Source organism: Pseudomonas sp. BN417 (genome assembly GCF_029871205.1).
Taxonomy (GTDB): Bacteria; Pseudomonadota; Gammaproteobacteria; order Pseudomonadales; family Pseudomonadaceae; genus Metapseudomonas.
In genome coordinates this window covers 1-22,303 of the sequence record NZ_SSOJ01000098.1, presented here as the reverse complement: position 1 = coordinate 22,303, position 22,303 = coordinate 1, and the positions used below count along the sequence as shown (strand labels likewise).

Annotated in this window: 18 protein-coding genes; 10 read left to right on the top strand and 8 right to left on the bottom strand. The window is 67.4% G+C overall.

Annotated features, from left to right (window positions below):
- From ubiH to gcvP, 7 genes are all read left to right on the top strand, one after another.
- A complete protein-coding gene (gene ubiH, locus E8F11_RS12270; protein WP_280289096.1) occupies positions 1-1,185 on the top strand; it encodes a 2-octaprenyl-6-methoxyphenyl hydroxylase in 1,185 nt (394 codons plus the stop codon).
- Positions 1,186-1,236: 51 nt separating this feature from the next.
- Positions 1,237-2,451, top strand: coding sequence for a 2-octaprenyl-3-methyl-6-methoxy-1,4-benzoquinol hydroxylase (locus tag E8F11_RS12265; protein WP_280289107.1), 1,215 nt, complete (start codon positions 1,237-1,239; stop codon positions 2,449-2,451).
- 136 nt (positions 2,452-2,587) lie between these two features.
- Entirely contained in the window at positions 2,588-3,589 is a 1,002-nt protein-coding gene (locus E8F11_RS12260; protein ID WP_280289095.1) for an extracellular solute-binding protein, read from the top strand.
- Positions 3,590-3,691: 102 nt separating this feature from the next.
- A complete protein-coding gene (locus tag E8F11_RS12255) occupies positions 3,692-5,311 on the top strand; it encodes an iron ABC transporter permease (RefSeq protein WP_280289094.1) in 1,620 nt (539 codons plus the stop codon).
- A 144-nt stretch (positions 5,312-5,455) separates the two neighbouring features.
- On the top strand, positions 5,456-6,538 hold the full coding sequence (gene gcvT, locus E8F11_RS12250; RefSeq protein WP_280289093.1) for a glycine cleavage system aminomethyltransferase GcvT: 1,083 nt from the start codon (positions 5,456-5,458) through the stop codon (positions 6,536-6,538).
- 43 nt (positions 6,539-6,581) lie between these two features.
- Positions 6,582-6,971, top strand: a complete 390-nt coding sequence (gene gcvH, locus E8F11_RS12245) for a glycine cleavage system protein GcvH (RefSeq protein ID WP_280289092.1) — start codon at positions 6,582-6,584, stop codon at positions 6,969-6,971.
- Between the two features lie 85 nt (positions 6,972-7,056).
- Positions 7,057-9,933 carry an aminomethyl-transferring glycine dehydrogenase gene (gene gcvP, locus E8F11_RS12240; protein ID WP_280289091.1) on the top strand — a complete coding sequence of 959 codons (2,877 nt, stop codon included), beginning with the start codon at positions 7,057-7,059 and terminating at the stop codon, positions 9,931-9,933.
- Positions 9,934-10,020: 87 nt separating this feature from the next.
- Here the strand turns inward: gcvP and E8F11_RS12235 are convergent, their stop codons facing one another.
- From E8F11_RS12235 to E8F11_RS12210, 6 genes are all read right to left on the bottom strand, one after another.
- Complete coding sequence (locus tag E8F11_RS12235; RefSeq protein WP_280289090.1) at positions 10,021-10,329, bottom strand: DUF2388 domain-containing protein; 309 nt, start codon at positions 10,327-10,329, stop codon at positions 10,021-10,023.
- A gap of 103 nt (positions 10,330-10,432) precedes the next feature.
- A complete protein-coding gene (locus E8F11_RS12230) occupies positions 10,433-12,751 on the bottom strand; it encodes a tetratricopeptide repeat protein (protein WP_280289089.1) in 2,319 nt (772 codons plus the stop codon).
- 94 nt (positions 12,752-12,845) lie between these two features.
- Positions 12,846-13,292 (bottom strand): NfeD family protein, encoded by a 447-nt coding sequence (locus E8F11_RS12225; RefSeq protein WP_280289088.1) that lies wholly within the window; start codon positions 13,290-13,292, stop codon positions 12,846-12,848.
- A 4-nt stretch (positions 13,293-13,296) separates the two neighbouring features.
- Positions 13,297-14,217: an SPFH domain-containing protein gene (locus E8F11_RS12220; protein ID WP_280289087.1), complete on the bottom strand. Its 921-nt coding sequence runs from the start codon at positions 14,215-14,217 to the stop codon at positions 13,297-13,299.
- A 92-nt stretch (positions 14,218-14,309) separates the two neighbouring features.
- Positions 14,310-16,094 (bottom strand): GspE/PulE family protein, encoded by a 1,785-nt coding sequence (locus E8F11_RS12215; RefSeq protein ID WP_280289086.1) that lies wholly within the window; start codon positions 16,092-16,094, stop codon positions 14,310-14,312.
- A 103-nt stretch (positions 16,095-16,197) separates the two neighbouring features.
- Entirely contained in the window at positions 16,198-16,512 is a 315-nt protein-coding gene (locus E8F11_RS12210) for a hypothetical protein (protein ID WP_280289085.1), read from the bottom strand.
- 126 nt (positions 16,513-16,638) lie between these two features.
- Between E8F11_RS12210 and E8F11_RS12205 the strand changes: the two genes are divergently transcribed.
- On the top strand, positions 16,639-17,106 hold the full coding sequence (locus tag E8F11_RS12205; RefSeq protein WP_280289084.1) for an Lrp/AsnC family transcriptional regulator: 468 nt from the start codon (positions 16,639-16,641) through the stop codon (positions 17,104-17,106).
- An 82-nt stretch (positions 17,107-17,188) separates the two neighbouring features.
- Here the strand turns inward: E8F11_RS12205 and E8F11_RS12200 are convergent, their stop codons facing one another.
- Together E8F11_RS12200 and E8F11_RS12195 are read right to left on the bottom strand one after the other, a co-directional pair.
- A complete protein-coding gene (locus E8F11_RS12200) occupies positions 17,189-17,878 on the bottom strand; it encodes a DUF502 domain-containing protein (RefSeq protein WP_280289083.1) in 690 nt (229 codons plus the stop codon).
- Positions 17,879-17,906: 28 nt separating this feature from the next.
- A complete protein-coding gene (locus E8F11_RS12195; RefSeq protein ID WP_280289082.1) occupies positions 17,907-19,271 on the bottom strand; it encodes a CYTH domain-containing protein in 1,365 nt (454 codons plus the stop codon).
- Between the two features lie 138 nt (positions 19,272-19,409).
- Between E8F11_RS12195 and argE the strand changes: the two genes are divergently transcribed.
- Together argE and argA are read left to right on the top strand one after the other, a co-directional pair.
- Complete coding sequence (gene argE, locus E8F11_RS12190; RefSeq protein WP_280289081.1) at positions 19,410-20,567, top strand: acetylornithine deacetylase; 1,158 nt, start codon at positions 19,410-19,412, stop codon at positions 20,565-20,567.
- 110 nt (positions 20,568-20,677) lie between these two features.
- Complete coding sequence (gene argA / locus E8F11_RS12185; protein WP_280289080.1) at positions 20,678-21,976, top strand: amino-acid N-acetyltransferase; 1,299 nt, start codon at positions 20,678-20,680, stop codon at positions 21,974-21,976.
- Positions 21,977-22,303 lie beyond the last annotated feature (327 nt).

The following is a 22,303-nucleotide window of genomic DNA, read 5'->3' as shown; positions in this document are numbered from 1 at the left end:
ATGCACCATAGCCAAGTCGCGATCATCGGCGGTGGCCTGGTGGGCGCCAGCCTTGCCCTGGCCTTGCAGGAAGGCGCCCGCGCGCGGGGCTGGAAGATCGTCCTGATCGAGCCCTTCGCCCCCGGCAATAGCTTCCAGCCCAGCTACGACGCCCGTTCTTCCGCGCTGTCCTTCGGCAGCCGGCAGATCTACGAGCGCCTCGGGCTGTGGCAGGACATCGCCCACCGCGCTGAACCCATACTGCAGATCCATGTCTCCGACCGCGGGCGCTTTGGCGCCGCCCGGCTCAGCGCGATGGAGGAGGGCGTGCCCGCCCTCGGCTACGTGGTGGAGAACGCCTGGCTCGGCCAGTGCCTCTGGCAAGCCCTGGACGAGGAGGTGGTGACCTGGCACTGCCCGGCCGAAGTGGTCGGCATGCAGGCCCTCGAAGGTGGCTACCGCCTGACCCTGAACGACGAAACCCAGCTCGACTGTGACCTCGCGGTGCTGGCCGATGGCGGCCGTTCCGGCCTGCGCGAGCAGCTGGGCATCGGCGTGCGCCGCATCGCCTACCGGCAGACCGCGCTGATCGCCAACGTCAGCCCGCTGGAAGCCCATCGCGGCCAGGCCTTCGAACGCTTCACCGACGACGGCCCCATGGCGCTGCTGCCCTTGCCGGAAAACCGTTGCGCGCTGATCTGGAGCCGCCCTGGCGACGACGCCGAGCGCCTTGCCAGGCTCGACGAGCGGCGTTTCCTCGACGAGCTGCAGGCGGTGTTCGGCTACCGCCTCGGCGCCTTCCAGCAGGTGGGTGCGCGGCACCTCTACCCGCTGGAACTGGTGGAGGCCGAGGAGCAGGTGCGCACCAACCTGGTGGTGCTGGGCAACGCCGCCCACAGCCTGCACCCCATCGCCGGCCAGGGCTACAACCTGTCCCTGCGCGACGCCCAGGCCCTGGCCGAGGCGCTGCTGGCCAGCGACAAGACCCCGGGCGACTTCGCCACCCTGCAGGGTTACCTGCAGCGCCAGCGCCTGGACCAGAATCTCACGGTGGGTTTCTCCGACCAGGTGACCCGCCTTTTCTCCAACGCCGAGCCGCTGCTGGCCGCTGGACGCAACCTGGGCCTGCTCGGCCTCGACCTGTTGCCCCCGGCCAAGCGCTGGTTCGCCCGCCAGGCCATGGGCCTGGGCACTCGCCCAGGTTGACCGGGCGTGCCTCACACGGACATACAGGGAGCCTCAAGGCCTGATATGGAATTGCGCGCGGATCTGATCATCGTGGGCGCCGGCATGGTCGGCAGTGCCCTGGCCCTGGCGCTGAAGGACAGCGGCCTGGACATCCTGCTGATCGACGGCAGCCCCCTCAGCGTCAAACCCTTCGACCAGGCTACGCCCTTCGAGCCGCGGGTCAGCGCCCTGTCCGCCGCCAGCCAACGCATCCTCGAGCGCCTTGGCGCCTGGTCGGGCGTCACCGCGCGACGGAGCAGCCCCTATGGCGAGATGCAGGTCTGGGACGGCTCCGGCACCGGGCAGATCCACTTCTCCGCAGCCAGTGTGCACGCCGAGGTGCTCGGCCACATAGTCGAGAACCGCGTGATCCAGGACGCCCTGCTGGAGCCCCTGCACGACAGCTGCATCGGCCTTCTGCCCGGCGCCCGCCTGGAGCGCCTGCGACGTTCCGGCGACGACTGGCTGCTGACCCTGGTGGACGGCCGCGAGCTGCGCACGCCCCTGGTGGTCGCCGCCGACGGCGCCAACTCCGCGGTGCGCCGCCTGGCCGGCTGCGCCACCCGCGAGTGGGATTACTTGCACCACGCCATAGTCACCAGCGTGCGCTGCGCCGAGCCGCACCAGCGCACCGCCTGGCAGCGCTTCACCGACGACGGGCCGCTGGCCTTCCTGCCGCTGGAGCGCGATGGCGAGCACTGGTGCTCCATCGTCTGGTCGGCGACCCCGCTGGAGGCCGAGCGCCTGATGGCCCTCGACGACACGGCGTTCTGCGCCGAACTGGGCCGCGCCTTCGAGTGGCGCCTTGGCGAGGTGCTGGGCGCCGACCCGCGCCTGTGCATCCCGCTGCGCCAGCGCCATGCCAAGCGCTACGTGGAAGAAGGCCTGGTGCTGATCGGCGACGCCGCCCACACCATCCACCCGCTGGCGGGGCAGGGCGTCAACCTTGGTTTCCTCGACGCAGCGGTGCTCGCCGAAGTGCTGCTGCATGCAGTCGGCCGTGGCGAACGTCTGGCCGAGGAGCGCGTGCTGGGCCGCTACGAGCGTCGGCGCATGCCGCACAACTTGGCGATGATGGCGGCGATGGAAGGCTTCGAGCGGCTGTTCCAGGCCAATCCGCTGCCCTTGCGCTGGCTGCGCAACAGCGGCCTGAAATGGGTGGACGGCATGCCCGAGGCCAAGGCGCTTTTCGTCCGCCAGGCCCTGGGCCTTTCCGGCGACTTGCCGGAGCTGGCGCGGGCCTGAATCCTCCTTTGCCGCACAGCCCCCTCTTCCGGGAGAGGGGGGGCAAGCCGATACACACCCCGACATAAATACCGCTATTTATCGCAACTGAGGTTGACTATCATTCAGCCTTTGTCGTCATCAAGAGGCTCCAGCAATGCGGGTACGTAAAACCCTCTTCGCGCTTCTCGCGCTGTCCGCCGCCGCCACCTCGGTTCAGGCCGCCGATGAAGTCGTGGTCTATTCCTCGCGGATCGACGAGCTGATCAAACCGGTGTTCGACGCCTACACCGCCAAGACCGGTGTGCAGATCAAGTTCATCACCGACAAGGAAGCGCCGCTGATGCAGCGGATCAAGGCCGAGGGCGAGAACGGCGTGGCCGACCTGCTGCTCACCGTGGATGCCGGCAACCTCTGGCAGGCCGAGCAGATGGGCATCCTGCAGCCCTTCACCTCGCCTGTGATCGACGCCAACATCCCGCCCCAGTACCGCTCCAGCAGCCATGCCTGGACCGGCCTCTCACTGCGCGCGCGGACCATCGTCTACTCCACCGAGCGGGTGAAGCCGGAAGAGCTGTCCACCTACGAGGCGCTGGCCGACAAGAACTGGGAAGGCCGCCTGTGCCTGCGCACCGCGAAGAAGGTCTACAACCAGTCGCTGACCGCCACCCTGATCGAAACCCACGGCGCGGCCAAGACCGAGGAGATCCTCCAGGGCTGGGTGAACAACCTGGCGACCGACGTCTTCGCCGACGACAACGCCGTCATCCAGGCAGTGGACGCCGGCCAGTGCGATGTCGGCATCGTCAACACCTACTACTACGGCCGCCTGCACAAGGAGAACCCGGACCTGCGGGTGAAGATCTTCTGGCCGAACCAGGCTGATCGCGGCGTACACGTCAACCTCTCGGGCATTGGCCTGGCCAGGCACGCGCCGCACCCCGAGGCCGCCAAGGCCCTGGTGGAGTGGATGACCACGGAGGAAGCGCAGAGCCTGTTCGCCGGCATCAATCAGGAGTTCCCGGCCAACCCGAGCGTCAAGCCGTCCGCCGAGGTGGCCGCCTGGGGCAGCTTCAAGGCCGACAGCATTCCGGTGGAAGTCGCCGGCAAGCGCCAGGCCGAGGCCATCCGGATGATGGACCGGGTCGGTTGGAATTGATCTAGCGACAAGCCGTGCGGCTTGAAGCTGGCGGCCCCGCCCGCCCATACTCGACGCCCCGGCCTGTCCGGGGCGTTCCATTTTGATCCCCGAGAGGTTTGCGTGGCCCATCCCGCCCAGCGTCGCTGGTACCCCATCAGCTTTGCCGTCGCCATCCTGGTGCTCCTGCCCCTCAGCGTCCTGCTGCTGTCCTGGGGCGAAGTGGACGGGGAACTCTGGGCTCACCTCTGGGACACCCAGATGCCGCGTCTGTTGGGCAACACCCTGGTGCTGGTGCTGGGCGTCTCCGTGGGCGTGACGCTGATCGGCGTCAGCCTGGCCTGGCTCACCAGCCTCTGCGAATTTCCCGGCCGGCGCTGGCTGGACTGGGCGCTGATGCTGCCCTTCGCTGTCCCGGCCTATGTGCTGGCCTTCGTCTTCATTGGTCTGTTCGACTTTTCCGGCCCGGTGCAGACCCTGCTTCGCGAATGGTTCGGCAGCGGCCTGCGGCTGCCGCGGGTGCGCTCCACCGGCGGGGTGATCTTGGTGCTGGTGCTGGTGTTCTATCCCTACGTCTACCTGCTGGCGCGCGCCGCCTTCCTGGCCCAGGGCAAGGGCCTGATGGAGGCCGCCCGGGTACTCGGTCAGTCGCCCTGGCAGGCGTTCTGGCGCGTCGCCCTGCCCATGGCGCGGCCGGCCATCGGGGCGGGTCTGGCCCTGGCGATCATGGAGACCCTGGCCGACTTCGGCGCGGTGGCGGTTTTCAACTTCGACACCTTTACCACCGCCATCTACAAGACCTGGTACGGCTTCTTCAGCCTCTCCAGCGCAGCCCAACTGGCCAGCCTGCTGCTGCTCGGCGTCTGCCTGGTGCTCTATGGCGAGCGCCGCGCCCGTGGCGCCGGCCGCCCGGCCAGCGAGCGGCCGCGGGGCAAGGCGCTCTACCAGCTGCACGGTATCAAGGCCCTGGCGGCCACCGGCTGGTGCTCCCTGGTGTTCGCCTGCGCCTTCGTCATCCCCATGCTGCAGTTGCTGGTCTGGTTCTGGCAGCGCGGCCGCTTCGACCTGGACGAACGCTACGCCGGGCTGATCCTGCACACCCTGTACCTGGGCGGCATGGCCGCGCTGATCACCGTCTGCGTGGCACTGCTGCTGGCGTTCGCCCGGCGCCTGGCGCCGACCCGGCCGGTGCGCGCCGCGGTGGCCCTGGCCAATCTCGGCTACGCACTGCCGGGTTCGGTGCTGGCGGTGTCGATCATGCTCGCCTTCAGCTACCTCGACAGCGAACTGGTTATCCCGCTTTCCGGCTGGCTCGGCGGCGCCGGCAAGCCGCTGCTGCTGGGCAGCCTCGGCGCCCTGCTGCTGGCCTACCTGGTGCGTTTCATGGCGGTGGCCTACGGGCCGCTGGAGAACGGCCTGGCGCGCATCCGCCCGTCGCTGCCGGAAGCGTCCCGCAGCCTGGGGGTGGGGGGACCTGCGCTGTTCTTCCGGGTCTACCTGCCGCTGCTGCTGCCCGGGACCCTCAGCGCCGCGCTGCTGGTGTTCGTCGACGTCCTCAAGGAAATGCCCGCCACCCTGCTGATGCGCCCTTTCGGCTGGGACACCCTGGCCGTGCGCATCTTCGAGATGACCAGCGAAGGCGAGTGGGCCCGCGCGGCATTGCCCGCCCTGACCCTGGTGCTGGTCGGCCTGCTGCCGGTGATCGGCCTGATACGCCGTTCAGCACGACGGATCGGCCACTGAGGCACCTGCCGCCAGCCGGAGTGTCCAGCCCCCGACCTTGCCGCTACAATGCGCGCCATTCGTTGCGGTCAGCCCGTTGCGGCAGCCGGCTCAGCCGGCGCCGACGACCTGCCGCATCTTCGCCAAGCCCGGAAGGAGAAACCCATGGGACAGCGCACTCCACTGCATGACCAGCACCTGGCACTGGGAGCCAAGATGGTCGATTTCGGCGGCTGGGACATGCCGCTGCACTACGGCTCCCAGGTCGAGGAGCACCACCAGGTGCGCCGCGATTGTGGCGTCTTCGATGTCTCCCACATGACCGTAGTCGATGTCAGCGGGCCGCAGGCCAGGGACTGGCTGCAAGTCCTGCTGGCGAACGATGTCGACCGCCTGCAGACGCCCGGCAAGGCGCTCTACAGCCCCATGCTCAACGAGCAGGGCGGCATCGTCGACGATCTCATCGTCTACCTCACCGACTTCGGCTATCGCCTGGTGGTCAATGCCGCCACCCGCGACAAGGACATGGCCTGGTTGCAAGCGCGCAGCCAGGGCTTCGACCTGCAGCTGCGCGAGCGTGCCGAATTGGCCATGCTCGCCATCCAGGGTCCCAGCGCCCGCGCCAAGGTGGCCGAGCTGGTGAGCACCGAGCGCGCCGCGCTGATCCACGAACTCAAGCCCTTCCAGGGCCTGCCCGACGATGATTGGTTCATCGCCCGCACCGGCTACACCGGTGAGGACGGCCTGGAGATCATGCTCCCCGCCGACCAGGCCGCCGGCTTCTTCAACGAGCTGGTGGGCGCCGGTATCGCCCCCATCGGCCTCGGTGCCCGCGACACCCTGCGCCTGGAGGCCGGGATGAACCTCTACGGCCAGGACATGACCGAAGAGGTCTCGCCGCTGGTGTGCAACATGGCCTGGACTGTTGCCTGGGAACCCGCGACCCGCGACTTCATCGGCCGTCAGGCCCTGGAAGCCGAACGCGCCGCCGGCGTGGCCAGCAAGCTGGTCGGCCTGGTGCTGGAAGAGCGCGGTGTGCTGCGTGCCCATCAGGTGGTGCGGGTGGAAGGCGTGGGCGAGGGCGAGATCACCAGCGGCAGCTTCTCCCCAACCCTGAACAAATCCATCGCCCTGGCCCGAGTGCCGGCTGCGACCGGTGAGCGTGCCGAGGTGGAAATCCGCGGCAAGTGGTTCCCGGTTCGCGTCGTGAGGCCGAACTTCGTGCGCAATGGCAAGGCCTTGATCTAAATTTGCAGGCGGGCCATCCGCCACAGACTCTGAGGAACTCAACATGAGCAACATCCCCGCTGAACTGCGTTACGCCCCCAGCCACGAGTGGGCCCGTCTGGAAGCCGATGGCACCGTCACCGTGGGCATCACCGACCATGCCCAGGAAGCCCTGGGCGACGTGGTCTTCGTCGAGCTGCCGGAAGTCGGCAAGACCCTGGCCGCCGGTCAGGAAGCCGGTGTGGTGGAATCGGTGAAGGCCGCCTCCGACATCTACGCGCCGATCGGCGGCGAAGTGATCGCAGTGAACGAGGCCGTCAGCGACGCGCCCGAGAGCGTCAACAGCGATCCCTACGGCAGCTGGTTCTTCAAGCTCAAGCCGAGCGACACCGCCGAGCTGGAGAAACTGCTCGACGCCGCCGCCTACAAGGCAGCCGCCGACGCCGATAGCTGATTCACCCGCTATCCTTCAAAAAGCCTCGCTAGTCGAGGCTTTTTGTTTTTTTAGCGGTCGAATGAGGTCGAACGAGGTCGAGCCCATGTCCCAGATGCCCTCGCTGTCCCAGCTCCAACAGCCAGATACCTTCCTCCGCCGCCACCTGGGCCCGGACGAGGTCGAACAGCAGGCCATGCTCGAGGCCCTGGGCCTCGCCAGCCTCGACGAGCTGATCGTGCAGACGGTGCCGCCGGCGATCCGCCTCAATCGGCCCCTGGACCTGCCGCCGGCGCTGGACGAGCGGGGCGCGCTGGCCAAGCTGCGCGGCTATGCCGAGCAGAACCAGCTGTGGACCAGCCTGATCGGCATGGGTTACTACGGCACCCTCACGCCCACGGTGATCCTGCGCAACGTGCTGGAAAACCCGGGTTGGTACACCGCCTACACCCCCTACCAGCCGGAAATCGCCCAGGGACGCCTGGAGGCCCTGCTGAACTTCCAGCAGCTGACCATCGACCTCACTGGCCTCGACCTGGCCAGCGCCTCCCTGCTGGACGAGGCCACCGCCGCCGCCGAAGCCATGGCCCTGGCCAAGCGCGTGGCCAAGTCGAAAAGCAATCTGTTCTTCGTCGACGAAGACTGTCACCCGCAGACCATCTCGGTGGTGCAGACCCGCGCCGACGCCTTCGGCTTCGAGCTGGTGGTGGACCATGTGGACAACCTCGCGCAGCACCAGGTGTTCGGCGCCCTGCTGCAGTACCCGGATACCCACGGCGAGATCCGCGACCTGCGGCCGCTGATCGAACAGCTGCACGGCCAGCAGGCCCTGGCCTGCGTCGGCGCCGACCTGCTCAGTCTGCTGCTGCTCACCCCGCCCGGCGAGCTGGGCGCGGACGTGGTTTTCGGCTCGGCCCAGCGTTTCGGCGTGCCGATGGGCTACGGCGGGCCCCACGCGGCCTTCTTCGCCACCCGCGACGAGTTCAAGCGCGCCATGCCCGGGCGCATCATCGGCGTGTCCAAGGACGCCCGCGGCAACGTCGCCCTGCGCATGGCCCTGCAGACCCGCGAGCAGCACATCCGCCGCGAGAAGGCCAACTCCAATATCTGCACCGCCCAGGTGCTGCTGGCCAACATCGCCAGTTGCTACGCCGTCTATCACGGCCCGGAAGGGCTGAAGCGCATCGCCCAGCGCGTCCACCGGCTCACCGCGATTCTCGCCGAGGGCCTGGCGCGCAAGGGCATCCAGCGCGACAACCAGTATTTCTTCGACACCCTGACCCTGGACGTGGGCGGCAGACAGACCGCCGTCATCGAGTCGGCCAAGGCGGCGCGCATCAACCTGCGCATACTCGGCCGCGGCAAGCTGGGGTTGAGCCTGGACGAAACCTGCACGGCGGAGACCGTGGAGCGGCTCTTCTGCCTCTTCCTCGGCGCCGACCACGACCTGTCCGTCGCCGAACTGGACGAGGGCGTGATAGTCGGCGGTATCCCGGCGGACCTGCTGCGTCAGAGCGGCTACCTCAGCCATCCGGTGTTCAACGCCCACCACAGCGAAACCGAGATGCTGCGCTACCTCAAGCAGCTGGAGAACAAGGACCTGGCGCTGAACCAGGCGATGATCCCGCTGGGTTCCTGCACCATGAAGCTCAACGCGACCAGCGAGATGATCCCCATCACCTGGCCGGAGTTGGCCGAGCTGCACCCCTTCGCCCCGCGGGTCCAGGCCCTGGGCTACAAGCTGATGATCGACGAGTTGGAGGCTTGGCTTTGCGCCATCACCGGTTTCGACGCCATCTGCATGCAGCCCAACTCGGGGGCCCAGGGCGAGTACGCCGGGCTGCTCGCCATCCGCCGCTACCACGAGAGCCGCGGCGAAGGGCACCGCAATATCTGCCTGATCCCGGCCTCGGCCCACGGTACCAACCCGGCCTCGGCGCAGATGGCCAGCATGCGTGTGGTGATAGTGGACTGCGACCAGGACGGCAACGTCGACCTGGAGGACCTGAAGCGCAAGGCCGCCGAGGCCGACAGCCAACTGTCCTGCCTGATGGCCACCTATCCCTCGACCCATGGCGTCTACGAGGAGGGCATCCGCGAGATCTGCGAGGTCATCCATGGCCATGGCGGCCAGGTCTACATGGACGGCGCCAACCTCAATGCCCAGGTCGGCCTGGCGCGGCCGGCGGACATCGGCGCCGACGTCTCCCACATGAACCTGCACAAGACCTTCTGCATTCCCCACGGCGGCGGTGGTCCCGGCATGGGGCCGATCGGCGTGCGCGCGCACCTGGCGCCCTTCGTCGCCAACCACCCGGTGATCGAGCTGAAGGGGCCGAACCCGGAGAATGGTGCCGTCAGCGCGGCGCCCTGGGGCAGCGCAAGCATCCTGCCGATCAGCTGGATGTACATCGCCATGATGGGCCCGGAGCTGGCCGATGCCACCGAGGTCGCCATCCTCAACGCCAACTACCTGGCCGGGCAACTGGGCGATGCCTTCCCGGTGCTCTACAGCGGGCGCAATGGCCGCGTGGCCCACGAGTGCATCCTCGACCTGCGGCCGCTCAAGGCGGAAACCGGCATCACCGAGGAGGACGTGGCCAAGCGCCTGATGGACTACGGCTTCCATGCGCCGACCATGAGCTTCCCGGTGCCCGGCACCCTGATGATCGAGCCCACCGAGAGCGAGTCCAAGCACGAGCTGGACCGCTTCATCGAGGCCATGCTGAGCATTCGCGGGGAGATCGCCAAGGTCCAGGCCGGCGACTGGCCGGCCGAGGACAACCCGCTCAAGCGCGCGCCACACACCCTGGCGGACGTGATCGGCCACTGGGAGCGGCCCTACAGCATCGAGGAAGCCGTCACCCCCACCGCCCATACCCGCGCCCACAAGTACTGGCCAACGGTGAATCGGGTGGACAACGTCTACGGCGACCGCAACCTGTTCTGCGCCTGCGTGCCGGTGGAGGACTATCGGGAATAGGCGGGAAGGGCAGGCCTGCGGCCTGCATCGCGAATGAATTCGCTCCCACAAGGAGAGGCCTGTGGGAGCGAATTTATTCGCGAAACATCACTCTTCGGTGGCCAGGATCGCGTTGGCCAGCTCGCTGTCAGTGGCCTTGAGATCGGGGTGCTCGCTGCGGATCCGCTGCAGTGCGGCTTCCAGGTAAGGGCCGCGGATTTCGCCGTTACTGGCGACGAAACTGCTGGCATCGTCGCGGGCCGCGACTATCAGTTTGTCGTCCTTGAAGGTGAGGTAGGTGGACGCGGTGGTCGCGCCGGAGGAAATGATGTCGCGCCAGAAATCACTGTCCGCCATGGCCGAGCCAACCGGAAGGGCGATCAGGGCGAGGACTGCTGCAAACAGACGGGTGCGCATGAGGGGGTACTCCGTTTCGCGGTGGACCTGAAACATCAGATTCAGCCGTCCAACGCGTAGTTCCGCCTCGCTGCCCACTGGTCATGGCGGCTTGCCATCCTCCTCACTCCCTGCGCAAGACCGGGTCGTCCGGATTCTGCTGCTCCAGCTCCGCCAGGAGTGCCTGGACCTTCTGGATCTGCCCGGCCTCGCGCCAGTAGCTGATCAGCGCCAGGCGCGCCTCGCGGTTGGCTGGGTCGCGCTCCAGCAACTCTTCCAGGCGGTGGCTGGCTTCCTCCAGCTGGCCGCTGTCGTGCAGGGCCACGGCATAGACGTAGTCGTACTGGCTGTTCTGCGGTTCCAGGCGCACGGCTTCGGCGAAGGCCTTGAGCGCGGCCGGCAGGTCGCCCTTGCGCACCAGCATCAGGCCATTGGCATGGTGCAGCAGGCCCGACTGCGGGTGTTCCTGCAGCCCCTTGTCGAGCAGGGCCCGACCTTCTTCCCAACGGAAATTGCCATCCAGCCACTGCACCAGGCTGACCAGCGCCGGGAGGAAGTCCGGGTCCCGTTCCAGGGCGGCCCGCAGGTGCGGCTCCACCATGGCCGAGCGGCCGTTGGCCTGGTAGAGCATGGCCAGGTTGAGGTTGGCCTCGGCGCGCTCCTGCAGGCTGAGCTGCACCGCCTCGTATTCGTCTATGGCCTTGTTCCAGGCCTTCTCGTAGTTGCCGAGGCCCGTGGTGCGCATGCCCAGCAGCTCAAAGGCGGCGGCGATGCGCACGGCGCGCTGCGGATCGCTCAACAGAGGTGCCAGCAGGTTGCGGCGTTGCTCCGGCGGCACCAGGGCGGCCACTGTCTTGATGGCCGCCTCGCGCACCTGCGGCGCGGGATTGACCAGGTCCCTGGCGGCCGCCTTGAGGGCGCGCTCGCTGGGGTAGGCGGGCAGCTCGGCCAGCAGGGTGGCGCGGCGGATGGCCGGCAGGTTCTTGGACTCCAGTTGCTGGAACAGCGCCCGCGAGGCCCCGGGTTTGCCATTGCGGATCAGCCACAGGCTCTCGTCGTAGCGCGGCGCGGCGGGCTTGGTTTCGCCGTACCAGAGGCGGAACTGCTCGGCGACCTTGCTCCCGGGCTGGCCGGCGTGGCAGCCGAGGCAGGCGTCCGGAGTGCCCAGGCGCAGGGCGCGCGCCGGGTTGGGCAGGGTGAAGCCATGGTCGTGGCGGTAGTCGTTGCCCATGAAGAACTTGCCCGGCATGTGGCAATCCACGCACTGGGCACCGGCCTGTCCCTGGGCGTGGTGATGGTGTTCGGGCGAGTCATAGTTCTTCGCCTTCAGCCCCTTGCCGTCGATCCCTTCGACGCCCGGCTTGCCGGCGGGGTTGTGGCACTGCAGGCAGACGCCGTTGCCCGGGGCCTTGAGCGCCGTGCTGTGGGGGTTGTGGCAATTGCTGCAACGCACGCCCTTGGCGAACATCTTGCTCTGGCTGAAGGCGCCGTACTCGAACACCTCTTCCTTGATCTTGCCGTCCAGTGCATAGAGTTCGCGGGTCAGTGCGCTGGGCAGGTAGTCGTCCATCAGCCGCCGGTCGTTGTGGTAGCCGTCGTCCAGGGGCGCGCGGCGGGAATGGCAGCGGGCGCAGGTTTCGACCTCGGTGAGCGCGTCGGCCTTGGCCAGGTCGAGGGCAAAGCCGGCGTTGTCCCCGCCGCGCCCATTCGCCGCCCATTCCAGGTGCTTCGATGCGGGGCCGTGGCAGGCCTGGCAGCCAACGCCCAGGCTGTTCCAGTGGCTGGCGAAGCGGTCGCTGGCCGGGTCGTAATTGCGTTTGAAACCGGTGGTGTGGCACTCCACGCACATGAAGTTGGCGTTCTGCTGTGGGTGGCTCCAGTGCAGCGGGTCCTTGAAGTCCACGCCCTGGCCCGGATAGAGGTGGAACCAGGCGCGCTTCTCCACGTCCCAGGCCAGGCCCAGGGCCTGCAGGCGGCCGCCGGGGACTTCGATCAGGTACTGCTGCAGGGGCGCGACGCCGAAGGCGTAGGCCACCTTGAAATCCGCGGCCTTGCCATCCGCTCCGGGGGTGTTGACCCAGAAACCGTCGTCCTTTTTGAAGAAGCGCGTGGTTTCCTGGTCGTCCTTGAAGCTGGCGTCGTTGAAGTCGCCGAGCACGCTGGCCCCGCTCGCCTCCTGCATGGCCAACTGGTGGTGGCTGCCCTGCCAGTCCTTGGCCTGCTGCGTATGGCAGCCGGCGCACTGGCCTTCCTCGACCATGCTGGCCGGCTGGGCGACGGCCTGGGGTGGCGGTGGCTCATTGCGCGGCAGCCCGGTGGGGCCGCCCTGGACGTAGAGCCAGATGCCGAGGCTGGCCAGCAGGAGAAGACCGGCCAGGACCGGGTAGATGGGGCGATGGGACGGGGCGGCCTTTCTGGCGATCTTCTTGTGGTGCTTCGACATGCAGACATCCGCTGTGCTGGCGAGCGTGCTTCAGGGTGGCGTGCAGGTTCCGTGAATGTCCCCGAGGCCGTCAAGGCTGCATGGCGATTCGACCTCAGGCTGGCTCCACCCTGAGCAGCACGCCGTCCTGGCCGACGACGCGCACCTGGCTGCCGACGGGCAGGTCGGGGCCGATCACCAGCCAGACCGAGTCGCCGGCGCGGATCTTGCCGCGGCCGCCGCTGATGGCTTCATGCAGGGCGAACTGGCGGCCGATGAACTCCTGGCCGCGCTGGTTCAGGCCGGGCTGCTCGGAGGGCTTGGCGGCGCTGCGCTGGCGGCGCCACCAGAACACCGCGGTGAGGATCGACAGCACGCCGAAGAGCAGGAACTGGATGGCCCAGTGCAGCTCGGGGACGATGAAGGTGAGCACGCCGACGCAGGCCGCGGCCACGCCGATCCACAGCAGGTAGCCGCCGGCGCCGAAGACTTCGAGGATCAGCAGCAGGGTGCCCAGGGCCAGCCAGTCCCAGTACGTCAGGTTCTGCAGGTAGTTCCACATGGACTCAGCCCTTGTTGCCGTCGAAGGTGGCGCGCACGATTTCGCCGATGCCGCCCACCGCGCCGATCACCTGGCTGGCTTCCAGCGGCATCAGCACCACCTTGCTGTTGTTCGCGCTGGCCAGCTTGCCCAGGGCGTCGACGTATTTCTGCGCGACGAAGTAGTTCACCGCCTGCACGTTACCCTTGGCGATGGCGTCGGAAACCACGCGGGTCGCCTCGGCTTCGGCCTGGGCCGCGCGCTCGCGGGCCTCGGCTTCGAGGAAGGCCGCCTGGCGCTCGCCTTCGGCCTTGAGGATCTGCGCCTGCTTCTCGCCTTCGGCGGTGAGGATCTCCGCCTGGCGGCGACCTTCGGCCTCGAGAATCTGCGCGCGCTTGAGGCGCTCGGCCTTCATCTGGCTGGCCATGGCTTCCACCAGGTCGGCGGGCGGGGTGATGTCCTTGATCTCGATGCGGGTGACCTTGATGCCCCAGGGCGCGGTGGCTTCGTCCACGGTGCGCAGCAGGCGCTCGTTGATCGAGTCGCGCTGGCTGAGCATGGCGTCCAGCTCCATGGAGCCGAGCACGGTGCGGATGTTGGTCATCACCAGGTTGCGGATGGCGTGCTCCAGGTCGTTGACCTCGTAGGCCGCCTGGGCGGTGTTGATCACCTGGAAGAAGCACACGGCGTCGATGGTGACGATGGCGTTGTCGGCGCTGATGGCTTCCTGCGGCGGAATGTCCAGCACGCTTTCCATGACGTTGATCTTGCGGCCGATGCGGTCCATCACCGGCACGATGATGTTCAACCCCGGCCTGAGGGTGTTGGTGTAGCGGCCGAAGCGCTCTACCGTCCACTCGAAGCCTTGCGGCACGACCTTGAATCCCATGAAGACGATCGCGATCGCCAGGGCGACGAAGAGAATGACGACACTGCCGATTTCCATGGGAATTGCTCCGTTTGCTGGCTGTGGTTCTTAGGTGTAGGCAGTTATAGCCCAGGGTTGGCCGGGGCCCCTCGCCCCAGCCGCCTAGCATTTCATTTCTGCTCGCTTTGTGGCGTGACCCGCAGCACTTCTTCGATGGTCGTCAGGCCCGTGGCGACCTTCTGCGCACCGGACAGGCGCAGGCTGCGCATGCCTTCCTTGAAGGCCGCCCGGCGCAGGGCGATCAAGTCGGTGTCGGCGGTAATCAGCGGTTTGATGCCATCGGACAGCAGCATGATCTCGTAAACCCCGGCACGGCCTCGGTAGCCGGTGTCGCGGCATTCCAGGCAGCCGACGGCGCGATGCGCGCCGGTGGGCATCGGCGCGCTCCAGGGCTTGGTCAGGTTGCTCCAGTCGTCCTCGCGCAGCTCCAAGGGCGCCTTGCAGTGCGGGCAGAGGGTGCGCACCAGGCGCTGGGCCATGACCCCGAGCAGGGTGGCGCGCAACAGGTAGTAGGGCACGCCCAGCTCCAGCAGGCGGGTAATCGCGCTGGGGGCGTCATTGGTGTGCAGGGTGGAAAGCACCAGGTGGCCGGTGAGGGCGGCCTGGATGGCCATCTCGGCGGTTTCCAGGTCGCGGATCTCGCCGACCATGATGATGTCCGGGTCCTGCCGCATCAGCGCGCGCACCCCGCTGGCGAAGGTCAGGTCGATGTTGTGCTGCACCTGCATCTGGTTGAAGGCGCCCTCGATCATCTCGATGGGGTCTTCGATGGTGCAGACGTTCACCTCGCTGGTGGCCAGCTGCTTGAGCGTGGTGTACAGCGTGGTGGTCTTGCCCGAGCCGGTGGGGCCGGTGACCAGGATGATGCCGTTAGGCTGGTTGGTCATGCTCTGCCAGCGGCGCAGGTCGTCCTGGGAGAAGCCGAGCTGGTCGAAGCTCTTCAGCAGCACCTCGGGGTCGAAGATCCGCATCACCATCTTCTCGCCGAAGGCAGTGGGCAGCGTGGAGAGACGCAGCTCTACCTCGCCGCCGTCCGGGGTCTTGGTCTTGACCCGGCCATCCTGCGGCTTGCGCTTCTCCGCCACGTTCATCCGCCCGAGGCTCTTCAGGCGGCTGACCACGGCCATGGTGACCTGGGGCGGGAACTGGTAGACGGTGTGCAGCACGCCGTCGATGCGGAAGCGCACCGTGCCCTGCTCGCGGCGCGGCTCGATGTGGATATCGCTGGCGCGCTGCTGGTAGGCGTACTGGAACAGCCAGTCGACGATATTGACGATGTGCGCGTCGTTGGCGTCCGGCTCCTGTTCGCTGGAACCGAGCTTGAGCAACTGCTCGAAGTTGCCGACGCCGCTGATCTTCTGGTCCACCGCGCTGGCGCCGCTGACCGACTTGGCCAGGCGGTAGAACTCCAGGGTGAACCTCTGAATGTCCACCGGGTTGGCCACCACGCGCTTGATCGGGCGCTTGAGCACGTGGGTCAGGTTGCTTTCCCAGCTCTGCACGAAGGGCTGGGCGCTGGCGATGGTCACCGCTTCACTGTTCACGGCGACGGCGAGGATCTTGTGGCGCTGGGCGAAGGCGTAGGACATCAGCGGGGTGATGGCGGCGACGTCGATCTTCAGCGGGTCGATGCGCAGGTAGGGTTGCCCGGCATGCTCGGCCAGCCAGTGGCTGAGCGTTTCCAGGTCGAGTTTCTTGCCCGGGCGCTTGAGGTCATCCACCTGCTGGCTGGCGAGGAATTCCAGGGGGTGCTGCTGGTTGTTCACTGCACTGCGGCGGATGGCCAGGCAGTGCTCGGCCTGGTCCTGGTCCAGACGGCCCTGGGCCACCAGTTCACGCATCAAGTCGTTGAGATCCAGCCAACGGTCCTGGGCGGGTGAGGCAAAGGCGGACATGCAGGCTCCTCGGTCACGCTGCTCAGTCTGGAAGAGTAGTCAATCGCTCTCCCCGTATGAACGCAAGCATGCCCGATTCGCCATCATTCGGCTAAGAGCTGGATCAAGGAACGGGAGAGTGCTCCACCTCCACCGAGATCACGCAAACCTGCGAGCGCATCTTCTGCGCCACGACTTCCGCCCGGTGCGGCGTCAGCCCGGGCTGGCGCAGCTGCACCAGGAGGTTGTCGCCCAGACGGTTGACCTCCAGCCAGCGCGGCACCAGTTGCAGCTGGGCGAAGAAGCCGAGCAGGCGGCCGAGGACGTCCGCTTCCGCCTCGGCGAGGATGGCGAACTGCATTTCGCAGGCCTGGAGGCGGGCGGTATGCGGGTGCCAATGGTCTTCCCGTAGGAGCGGTGCGGGCTGGAGGCTGAGCATGGAAGATTCCTCGGTGGGGACGCCGCTAGTTTTCCAGCTCGCCGCAGGATTTTTCTGCCTGATTCGAGGGAAATGGAGGAATCTTTGGATAGACTTTCCTGGTAATCAACGAAACCGGGAATTTTTATGTCCGTCACCCTGGATGCCTACGACAAACGCATTCTCGAGCTGTTGCAGGAGGACGCCAGCCTGGCCACAGCCGAGATCGCCGAGCGGGTGGGGTTGTCGCAGTCGCCCTGCTGGCGGCGCATCCAGCGCCTGAAGGAGGAGGGGGTGATCCGCCGCCAGGTGACCGTGCTGGACCGGCGCAAGATCGGCCTCAATGCCCAGGTGTTCGCCCAGGTCAAGCTCAACGCCCACGGCCGTTCCAACCTCACCGAATTCGCCGAGGCCATGCAGCGCTTTCCAGAAGTACTGGAATGCCACGTGCTGATGGGCGCCGTGGACTTCATGCTGCGCATCGTCACCAAGGACATCGAAGCCTATGAGCGCTTCTTCTTCGAGAAGCTGTCGCTGGTGCCGGGGATACAGGAAGTGAACTCCATCGTGGCGCTGTCGGAGATCAAGTCCACCACCAGCCTGCACATCGAGTAGGTTGCGGCTGAGCGACGCGAAGCCCAACGATGCGGGGCACGCTACGCGCGCCATGTTGGGCTTCGCTCCGCTCTGCGCCAACCTACGACGTCTTGCCGTCCGGAGCGGGGAGGGCCACCGGCTCCTTCGCCAGCTTGCCGGCCTGGTGCGGCGGGGTCAGCCCCATGGACAGGTAGATGCCGGTCAGCCCGTCGACGCCCATGTCGGCCGGGCGCACCCATTCCACCGGGACGTAGATCAGCCCGCCACCCACCGGGATGGGCGCGCTGGGCACGAGCACGGCGCAGTACTGGCGGCCTTCGAGTTCGAAGCTTTCCGGGCTGGGTCGCAATGCCAGCACGGCGGCGCCGTCGCCGCCGAAGAAGCACCAGACCGGGCTCATGGCGGTGATGTCGGCGTTCTTGCTGCGGTCCAGCAGGCCGACGAAGCGGTCGGCCAGGCTGTAGAGACTGCCGATCAGCGGCGCGCGGCGCAGGGTCATGTCCAGCAGCCAGGCCAGCGGCCGGCGCAGGCCGAGCTGCACCGCCAGGCCCAGTGGATAGAGGCTGCCCAGCAGCACCAGGGTACCGACGAAGTAGGCCAGGACCGGGTTGCTCGCGAAGTGCTGGCCGAGGGCGCCGAGTAGCTGGCCGATCACCGTGGAAGGGCCCACCAGCTTGTTCAGCAGGCTGACCAGCCAGGCCAGCAGCGCCAGGGTCAGGACCAACGGCAGCAGGGCCAGCAGGCCGGTCAGCCAGGTGGTGACCACGGAGCGGAAGCTTTGCCGAAGCATGGTGGTGGGGCTCCTCGAATCCAGCGCCTTACTTGGTCAGCGCCTTCCAGCTGCGTAGGCTGATCAGGGTCTGCGCCTGTTCGCTGCGGGCGGTCAGCACTTCGCCGTCCAGCGGCAGGGCGGCCAGTTCGGCGAACTTGGCCAGCTCGCCATAGCCGCGGTCGATTTCCGCCACTTCCAGCACCTGGCGCGCCAGGCGCAGCCACACCAGCAGGCGCTCGATGCGCGGCAGCTGTTCGGCCAGGTCCTCGGGTTGGCGCTTGTAGCGCTCCAGCTTCAGCGCCTCGGCTTCTTCACCGAGCATGCGCGGCAGCCAGTTGCCGAGCGGCGCCTTGCCCTGGCGGTTGCCGCGGTCGTTGCGCTCGACGGTCCAGGCGCGGGCCAGCAGCCAGCGCGAGGCGTTGAGCGAGAACAGGCCCCAGCGGGTGCCCTGCAGCTCTTCGGCGAATTGCTGTGGCGCGGCATGGCGTACGGCTTCATCCTCCTCGCCGGCCTGCAGCCTCGGGCGCCAGTCCTTCAGTAGGGCGTCCAGTGCTTCACGCAGGTCGTGGCTGCTGGCGCGCGGTGCGGCCTGGCCGAGGCTGCCGATCAGGGCGCGCAGGTCGATGAGTTGCTGCACCCAGTCCACCAGCAGTTTCCAATGGCCATTGAAGCGGTACTGCTCGGCCAGGCGCTGGCTGCTGCCCAGCAGGTGCCAGGCGAGGGCGGCGAAGGCGTCGTCCAGCGGCAGCTCGGCGGTGAGTTCCGGGGCCGGCAGGCTGAGGTGGTAGCTGTTGGCATCATGCAGGCGGTAGCCGCGCTCGGCCTTGCTGATGTCGCAGGGCATCAGCGGCAGGTCGGCGGCCAGTTCCGCAGCCAGCTCCAGCAGGGCTTCCGGCTCGCCCTGGCGCAGTTCCAGCTCCAGCTCGCAGATTTCTTCTTCCTGCTTGCCAGCGATTACTTTGCCCAGGTCCAGGGCGGCCTCGATCACCACCTTGGCCTTGCCGCGGCCCCAGGCGATCTCGGCCCGGTCGCGGGCGAAGTCGGTGGTGAAGATCGGCTTGAGCTGCTTCTTGTCGAGTGCGACCAGGCTGGCCGGCCAGCAGTCGTCGGTCAGTTTCTTCGGGTCCAGCTTGGCCTTGTCCAGGTACCAGTCCCACTCGTTGCGCTCGGACAGGCCGGCCACGCTCTGACCACGGGTCTTGAGGGTCTGGATGAACTGCTCGCCATCGCGGCGCAGGCGCAGGGCGACGCGGGCCTGGGCGAGGTCGCGCGCGGGGGTATCGAAGTACTGGTTGAAGAGCTCGCGGCGCTCCCAGCCGGATTTGTTGCGCTTTTTCAGCAGCGGATGGTCGCGCAGGGCTTCCAGGGTCTCGCGGCTGGCGCGAAGCTTGATTTCGGTCTCTTTGTTCATGGCCGGCGTCTTTCAGGCGCAGCCAGGGGGTGGCTGCCAAGGCCGTGAAGTCTACAGGACAGGTCCCGGCCTTGCCGCAGCGGTTTCGCCGGGCGCGGCCTTGGGCCTATGATGATCCTTCGTCCATGGAGGCCCCCGATGTCCGTCCCAGACCTGAAATCGCAGTTCGCCGCGCTGATCGCCACGCCCTCGGTGAGCTGCACCCAGCCCAGCTGGGACCAGTCCAACCAGGCGGTGATCGAACTGCTGGCCGCCTGGCTCGGCGACCTCGGCTTCCGCTGCGAGATCCAGCAGGTGGCGCCGGGCAAGGCCAATCTGCTGGCCACCTATGGCACCGGCCCCGGCGGCCTGGTGCTGGCCGGGCATAGCGATACGGTGCCGTTCGACGCCGCGCTGTGGAAAACCGACCCGCTGAAGCTCAGCGAGGTGGACGGCCGCTGGTATGGCCTGGGCAGCTGCGACATGAAGGGCTTCTTCCCGCTGGCCATCGAGGCCGTGCGTGGGCTGCTCGACCAGCCCTTCCGCCAGCCGCTGATGATTCTCGCCACCTGCGACGAGGAAAGCTCCATGGCCGGTGCCCGCGCCCTGGCTGAGGCGGGACGGCCGCTGGGCCGCGCGGCGGTGATCGGCGAGCCCACGGGCCTGAAGCCCATCCGCCTGCACAAGGGCGTGATGATGGAACGCATCGACATCCTCGGGCAGAGCGGCCACTCCTCCGACCCCAGCCTTGGCCGCAGCGCCCTGGAAGCCATGCATGCGGTGATGAGCGATCTGATCGCACTGCGTGGCGAGTGGCAGCAGGAGTTCCGCAACCCGCAGTTCACTGTGCCGCAGCCCACCCTCAACCTCGGTTGCATCCACGGCGGCGACAATCCCAACCGCATCTGCGGCCAGTGCAGCCTGGAGTTCGACCTGCGGCCGCTGCCGGGGATGAACCCCGAAACCCTGCGCGCGGTGATCCGCCAGCGCCTGCGGCCGGTGGCCGAGCACTATCAGGTGAAGATCGACTTCAAGCCGCTGTTCCCGGCGGTGCCGCCCTTCGAGCAGTCGCCGGAAAGTGATCTGGTGCGCCTGGCCGAACGTCTCACTGGCCATACCGCGCAGGCGGTGGCCTTCGGCACCGAAGCGCCGTATCTTCAGCAGCTCGGTTGCGAGACCCTGGTCCTCGGTCCCGGCGACATCGCCTGCGCCCACCAGCCGGACGAGCACCTCGAGTTGTCACGGATCGAGCCTACCGTTGCGCTATTGCGCCAGCTCATCCAGCATTACTGCCTGCAATCCGCCACCACGTCCTGACCGGGAGGGTTTCCGTTGATGCTCATGCGACGACGATAAAGCGCCGACTTTTTAGCTCCTCAGCTGGAGCCGCACTCGTCTATTCGCCACTTCTTCAGGCTCACGGAACCATGCCCGATTACGTCAACTGGCTGCGCCACGCTTCCCCCTACATCAATTCCCACCGGGACTGCACCTTCGTGGTCATGCTGCCCGGCGAGGGCGTTGCCCACCCGAACTTCGGCAATATCGTCCACGACCTGGTGCTGTTGCACAGCCTGGGCGTGCGTCTGGTGCTGGTGCACGGTTCGCGCCCGCAGATCGAGGCGCGCCTGGCCGCCCGCGGCCTGACCCCGCATTTCCACCGCGACCTGCGGATCACCGATGGCCCGACCCTGGAGTGCGTGATCGACGCCGTCGGCCAGCTGCGCATTGCCATCGAGGCGCGCCTGTCCATGGATATCGCCGCCTCGCCCATGCAGGGCTCGCGACTGCGGGTGAGCACCGGCAATTTCGTCACCGCGCGGCCCATCGGCGTGGTCGACGGCATCGACTACCACCACACCGGCGAAGTGCGCCGGGTTGACCGCAAGGGCATCGGCCGGCTGCTGGACGAGCGCACCATCGTGCTGCTCTCGCCGCTCGGCTACTCGCCCACCGGGGAAATCTTCAACCTCGCCTGTGAAGACGTGGCCACCCGCGTCGCGATCGACCTGGGGGCGGACAAGCTGATCCTGTTCGGCGCCGAGCGCGGCCTGATCGATGAATCCGGCAAGCTGGTGCGCGAACTGCGTCCTCAGCAGGTGCCGCCGCACCTGACGCGGCTGGGCAACAACTACCAGGCGGAGCTGCTGGACGCCGCCGCCCAGGCCTGCCGCGCCGGGGTCAAGCGCAGCCACATGGTCAGCTATGCCGACGACGGCTCCCTGCTCACCGAGCTGTTCACCCGCGACGGTGGGGGCACGCTGGTGGACCAGGAGCAGTTCGAGTCCCTGCGCGAAGCCACCATCGACGACGTTGGCGGCCTGATCGACCTGATCACCCCGCTGGAGGACCAGGGCATCCTGGTGCGCCGTTCGCGGGAAGTGCTGGAGCGGGAGATCGGCCAGTTCACCATTGTCGAGCGCGATGGGCTGATCATCGCCTGCGCGGCGCTCTATCCCATCGCCGACTCCGAAGCCGGCGAGCTGGCCTGCCTGGCGGTGAACCCGGAATACCGCCACGGCGGCCGCGGCGACGAGCTGCTGGAACGCATCGAGGAGCGTGCCCGGGCCCTGGGCCTGAAGACGCTCTTCGTTCTCACCACCCGTACCGCCCACTGGTTCCGCGAGCGCGGCTTCCAGCCCAGCGGCGTCGAGCACCTGCCGGCGGCGCGGGCCTCGCTGTACAACTTCCAGCGCAATTCGCAGATCTTCGAGAAGACACTCTGATTTCCGCCCGAGCGGATCGCGCTCATATGGCGAGGACTGCTTTCCTGTGGGGGCGAATTCATTCGCTGAGGGCAGCGTAGCTGCCCCCTGCAAGGCCGAAGGGCAGACCTGCGGTCTGCTTAGCGATTGAAATCGCCCCCACAGGAGCATCGCAGAGCGTAGCCCGGATGAAATCCGGGGAAATGCCCAGCCCCGCTCCCGGATTCCATCCGAGCTTCGAGAGAACGCTCTGATTTTCGCCCGAGCGCCTCGCCTGCATGTAGCGCGGACTGTTTTCCTGTGGGGGCGAATTCATTCGCTGAGGGCAGCGTAGCTGCCCCCTGCAAG

Excerpts from the sequence above, each read along its gene's own strand:
- argA (WP_280289080.1), top strand. The coding sequence starts at position 20,678 with ATGCCCGATTACGTCAACTGGCTGCGCCACGCTTCCCCCTACATCAAT.
- E8F11_RS12195 (WP_280289082.1), bottom strand. The coding sequence starts at position 19,271 with ATGAACAAAGAGACCGAAATCAAGCTTCGCGCCAGCCGCGAGACCCTG.
- ubiH (WP_280289096.1), top strand. The coding sequence starts at position 1 with ATGCACCATAGCCAAGTCGCGATCATCGGCGGTGGCCTGGTGGGCGCC.
- gcvT (WP_280289093.1), top strand. The coding sequence starts at position 5,456 with ATGGGACAGCGCACTCCACTGCATGACCAGCACCTGGCACTGGGAGCC.
- E8F11_RS12235 (WP_280289090.1), bottom strand. The coding sequence starts at position 10,329 with ATGCGCACCCGTCTGTTTGCAGCAGTCCTCGCCCTGATCGCCCTTCCG.
- E8F11_RS12225 (WP_280289088.1), bottom strand. The coding sequence starts at position 13,292 with ATGTGGAACTACCTGCAGAACCTGACGTACTGGGACTGGCTGGCCCTG.
- E8F11_RS12260 (WP_280289095.1), top strand. The coding sequence starts at position 2,588 with ATGCGGGTACGTAAAACCCTCTTCGCGCTTCTCGCGCTGTCCGCCGCC.
- argE (WP_280289081.1), top strand. The coding sequence starts at position 19,410 with ATGTCCGTCCCAGACCTGAAATCGCAGTTCGCCGCGCTGATCGCCACG.
- E8F11_RS12230 (WP_280289089.1), bottom strand. The coding sequence starts at position 12,751 with ATGTCGAAGCACCACAAGAAGATCGCCAGAAAGGCCGCCCCGTCCCAT.
- E8F11_RS12210 (WP_280289085.1), bottom strand. The coding sequence starts at position 16,512 with ATGCTCAGCCTCCAGCCCGCACCGCTCCTACGGGAAGACCATTGGCAC.
- E8F11_RS12200 (WP_280289083.1), bottom strand. The coding sequence starts at position 17,878 with ATGCTTCGGCAAAGCTTCCGCTCCGTGGTCACCACCTGGCTGACCGGC.
- E8F11_RS12205 (WP_280289084.1), top strand. The coding sequence starts at position 16,639 with ATGTCCGTCACCCTGGATGCCTACGACAAACGCATTCTCGAGCTGTTG.
- gcvH (WP_280289092.1), top strand. The coding sequence starts at position 6,582 with ATGAGCAACATCCCCGCTGAACTGCGTTACGCCCCCAGCCACGAGTGG.
- E8F11_RS12215 (WP_280289086.1), bottom strand. The coding sequence starts at position 16,094 with ATGTCCGCCTTTGCCTCACCCGCCCAGGACCGTTGGCTGGATCTCAAC.
- gcvP (WP_280289091.1), top strand. The coding sequence starts at position 7,057 with ATGTCCCAGATGCCCTCGCTGTCCCAGCTCCAACAGCCAGATACCTTC.
- E8F11_RS12220 (WP_280289087.1), bottom strand. The coding sequence starts at position 14,217 with ATGGAAATCGGCAGTGTCGTCATTCTCTTCGTCGCCCTGGCGATCGCG.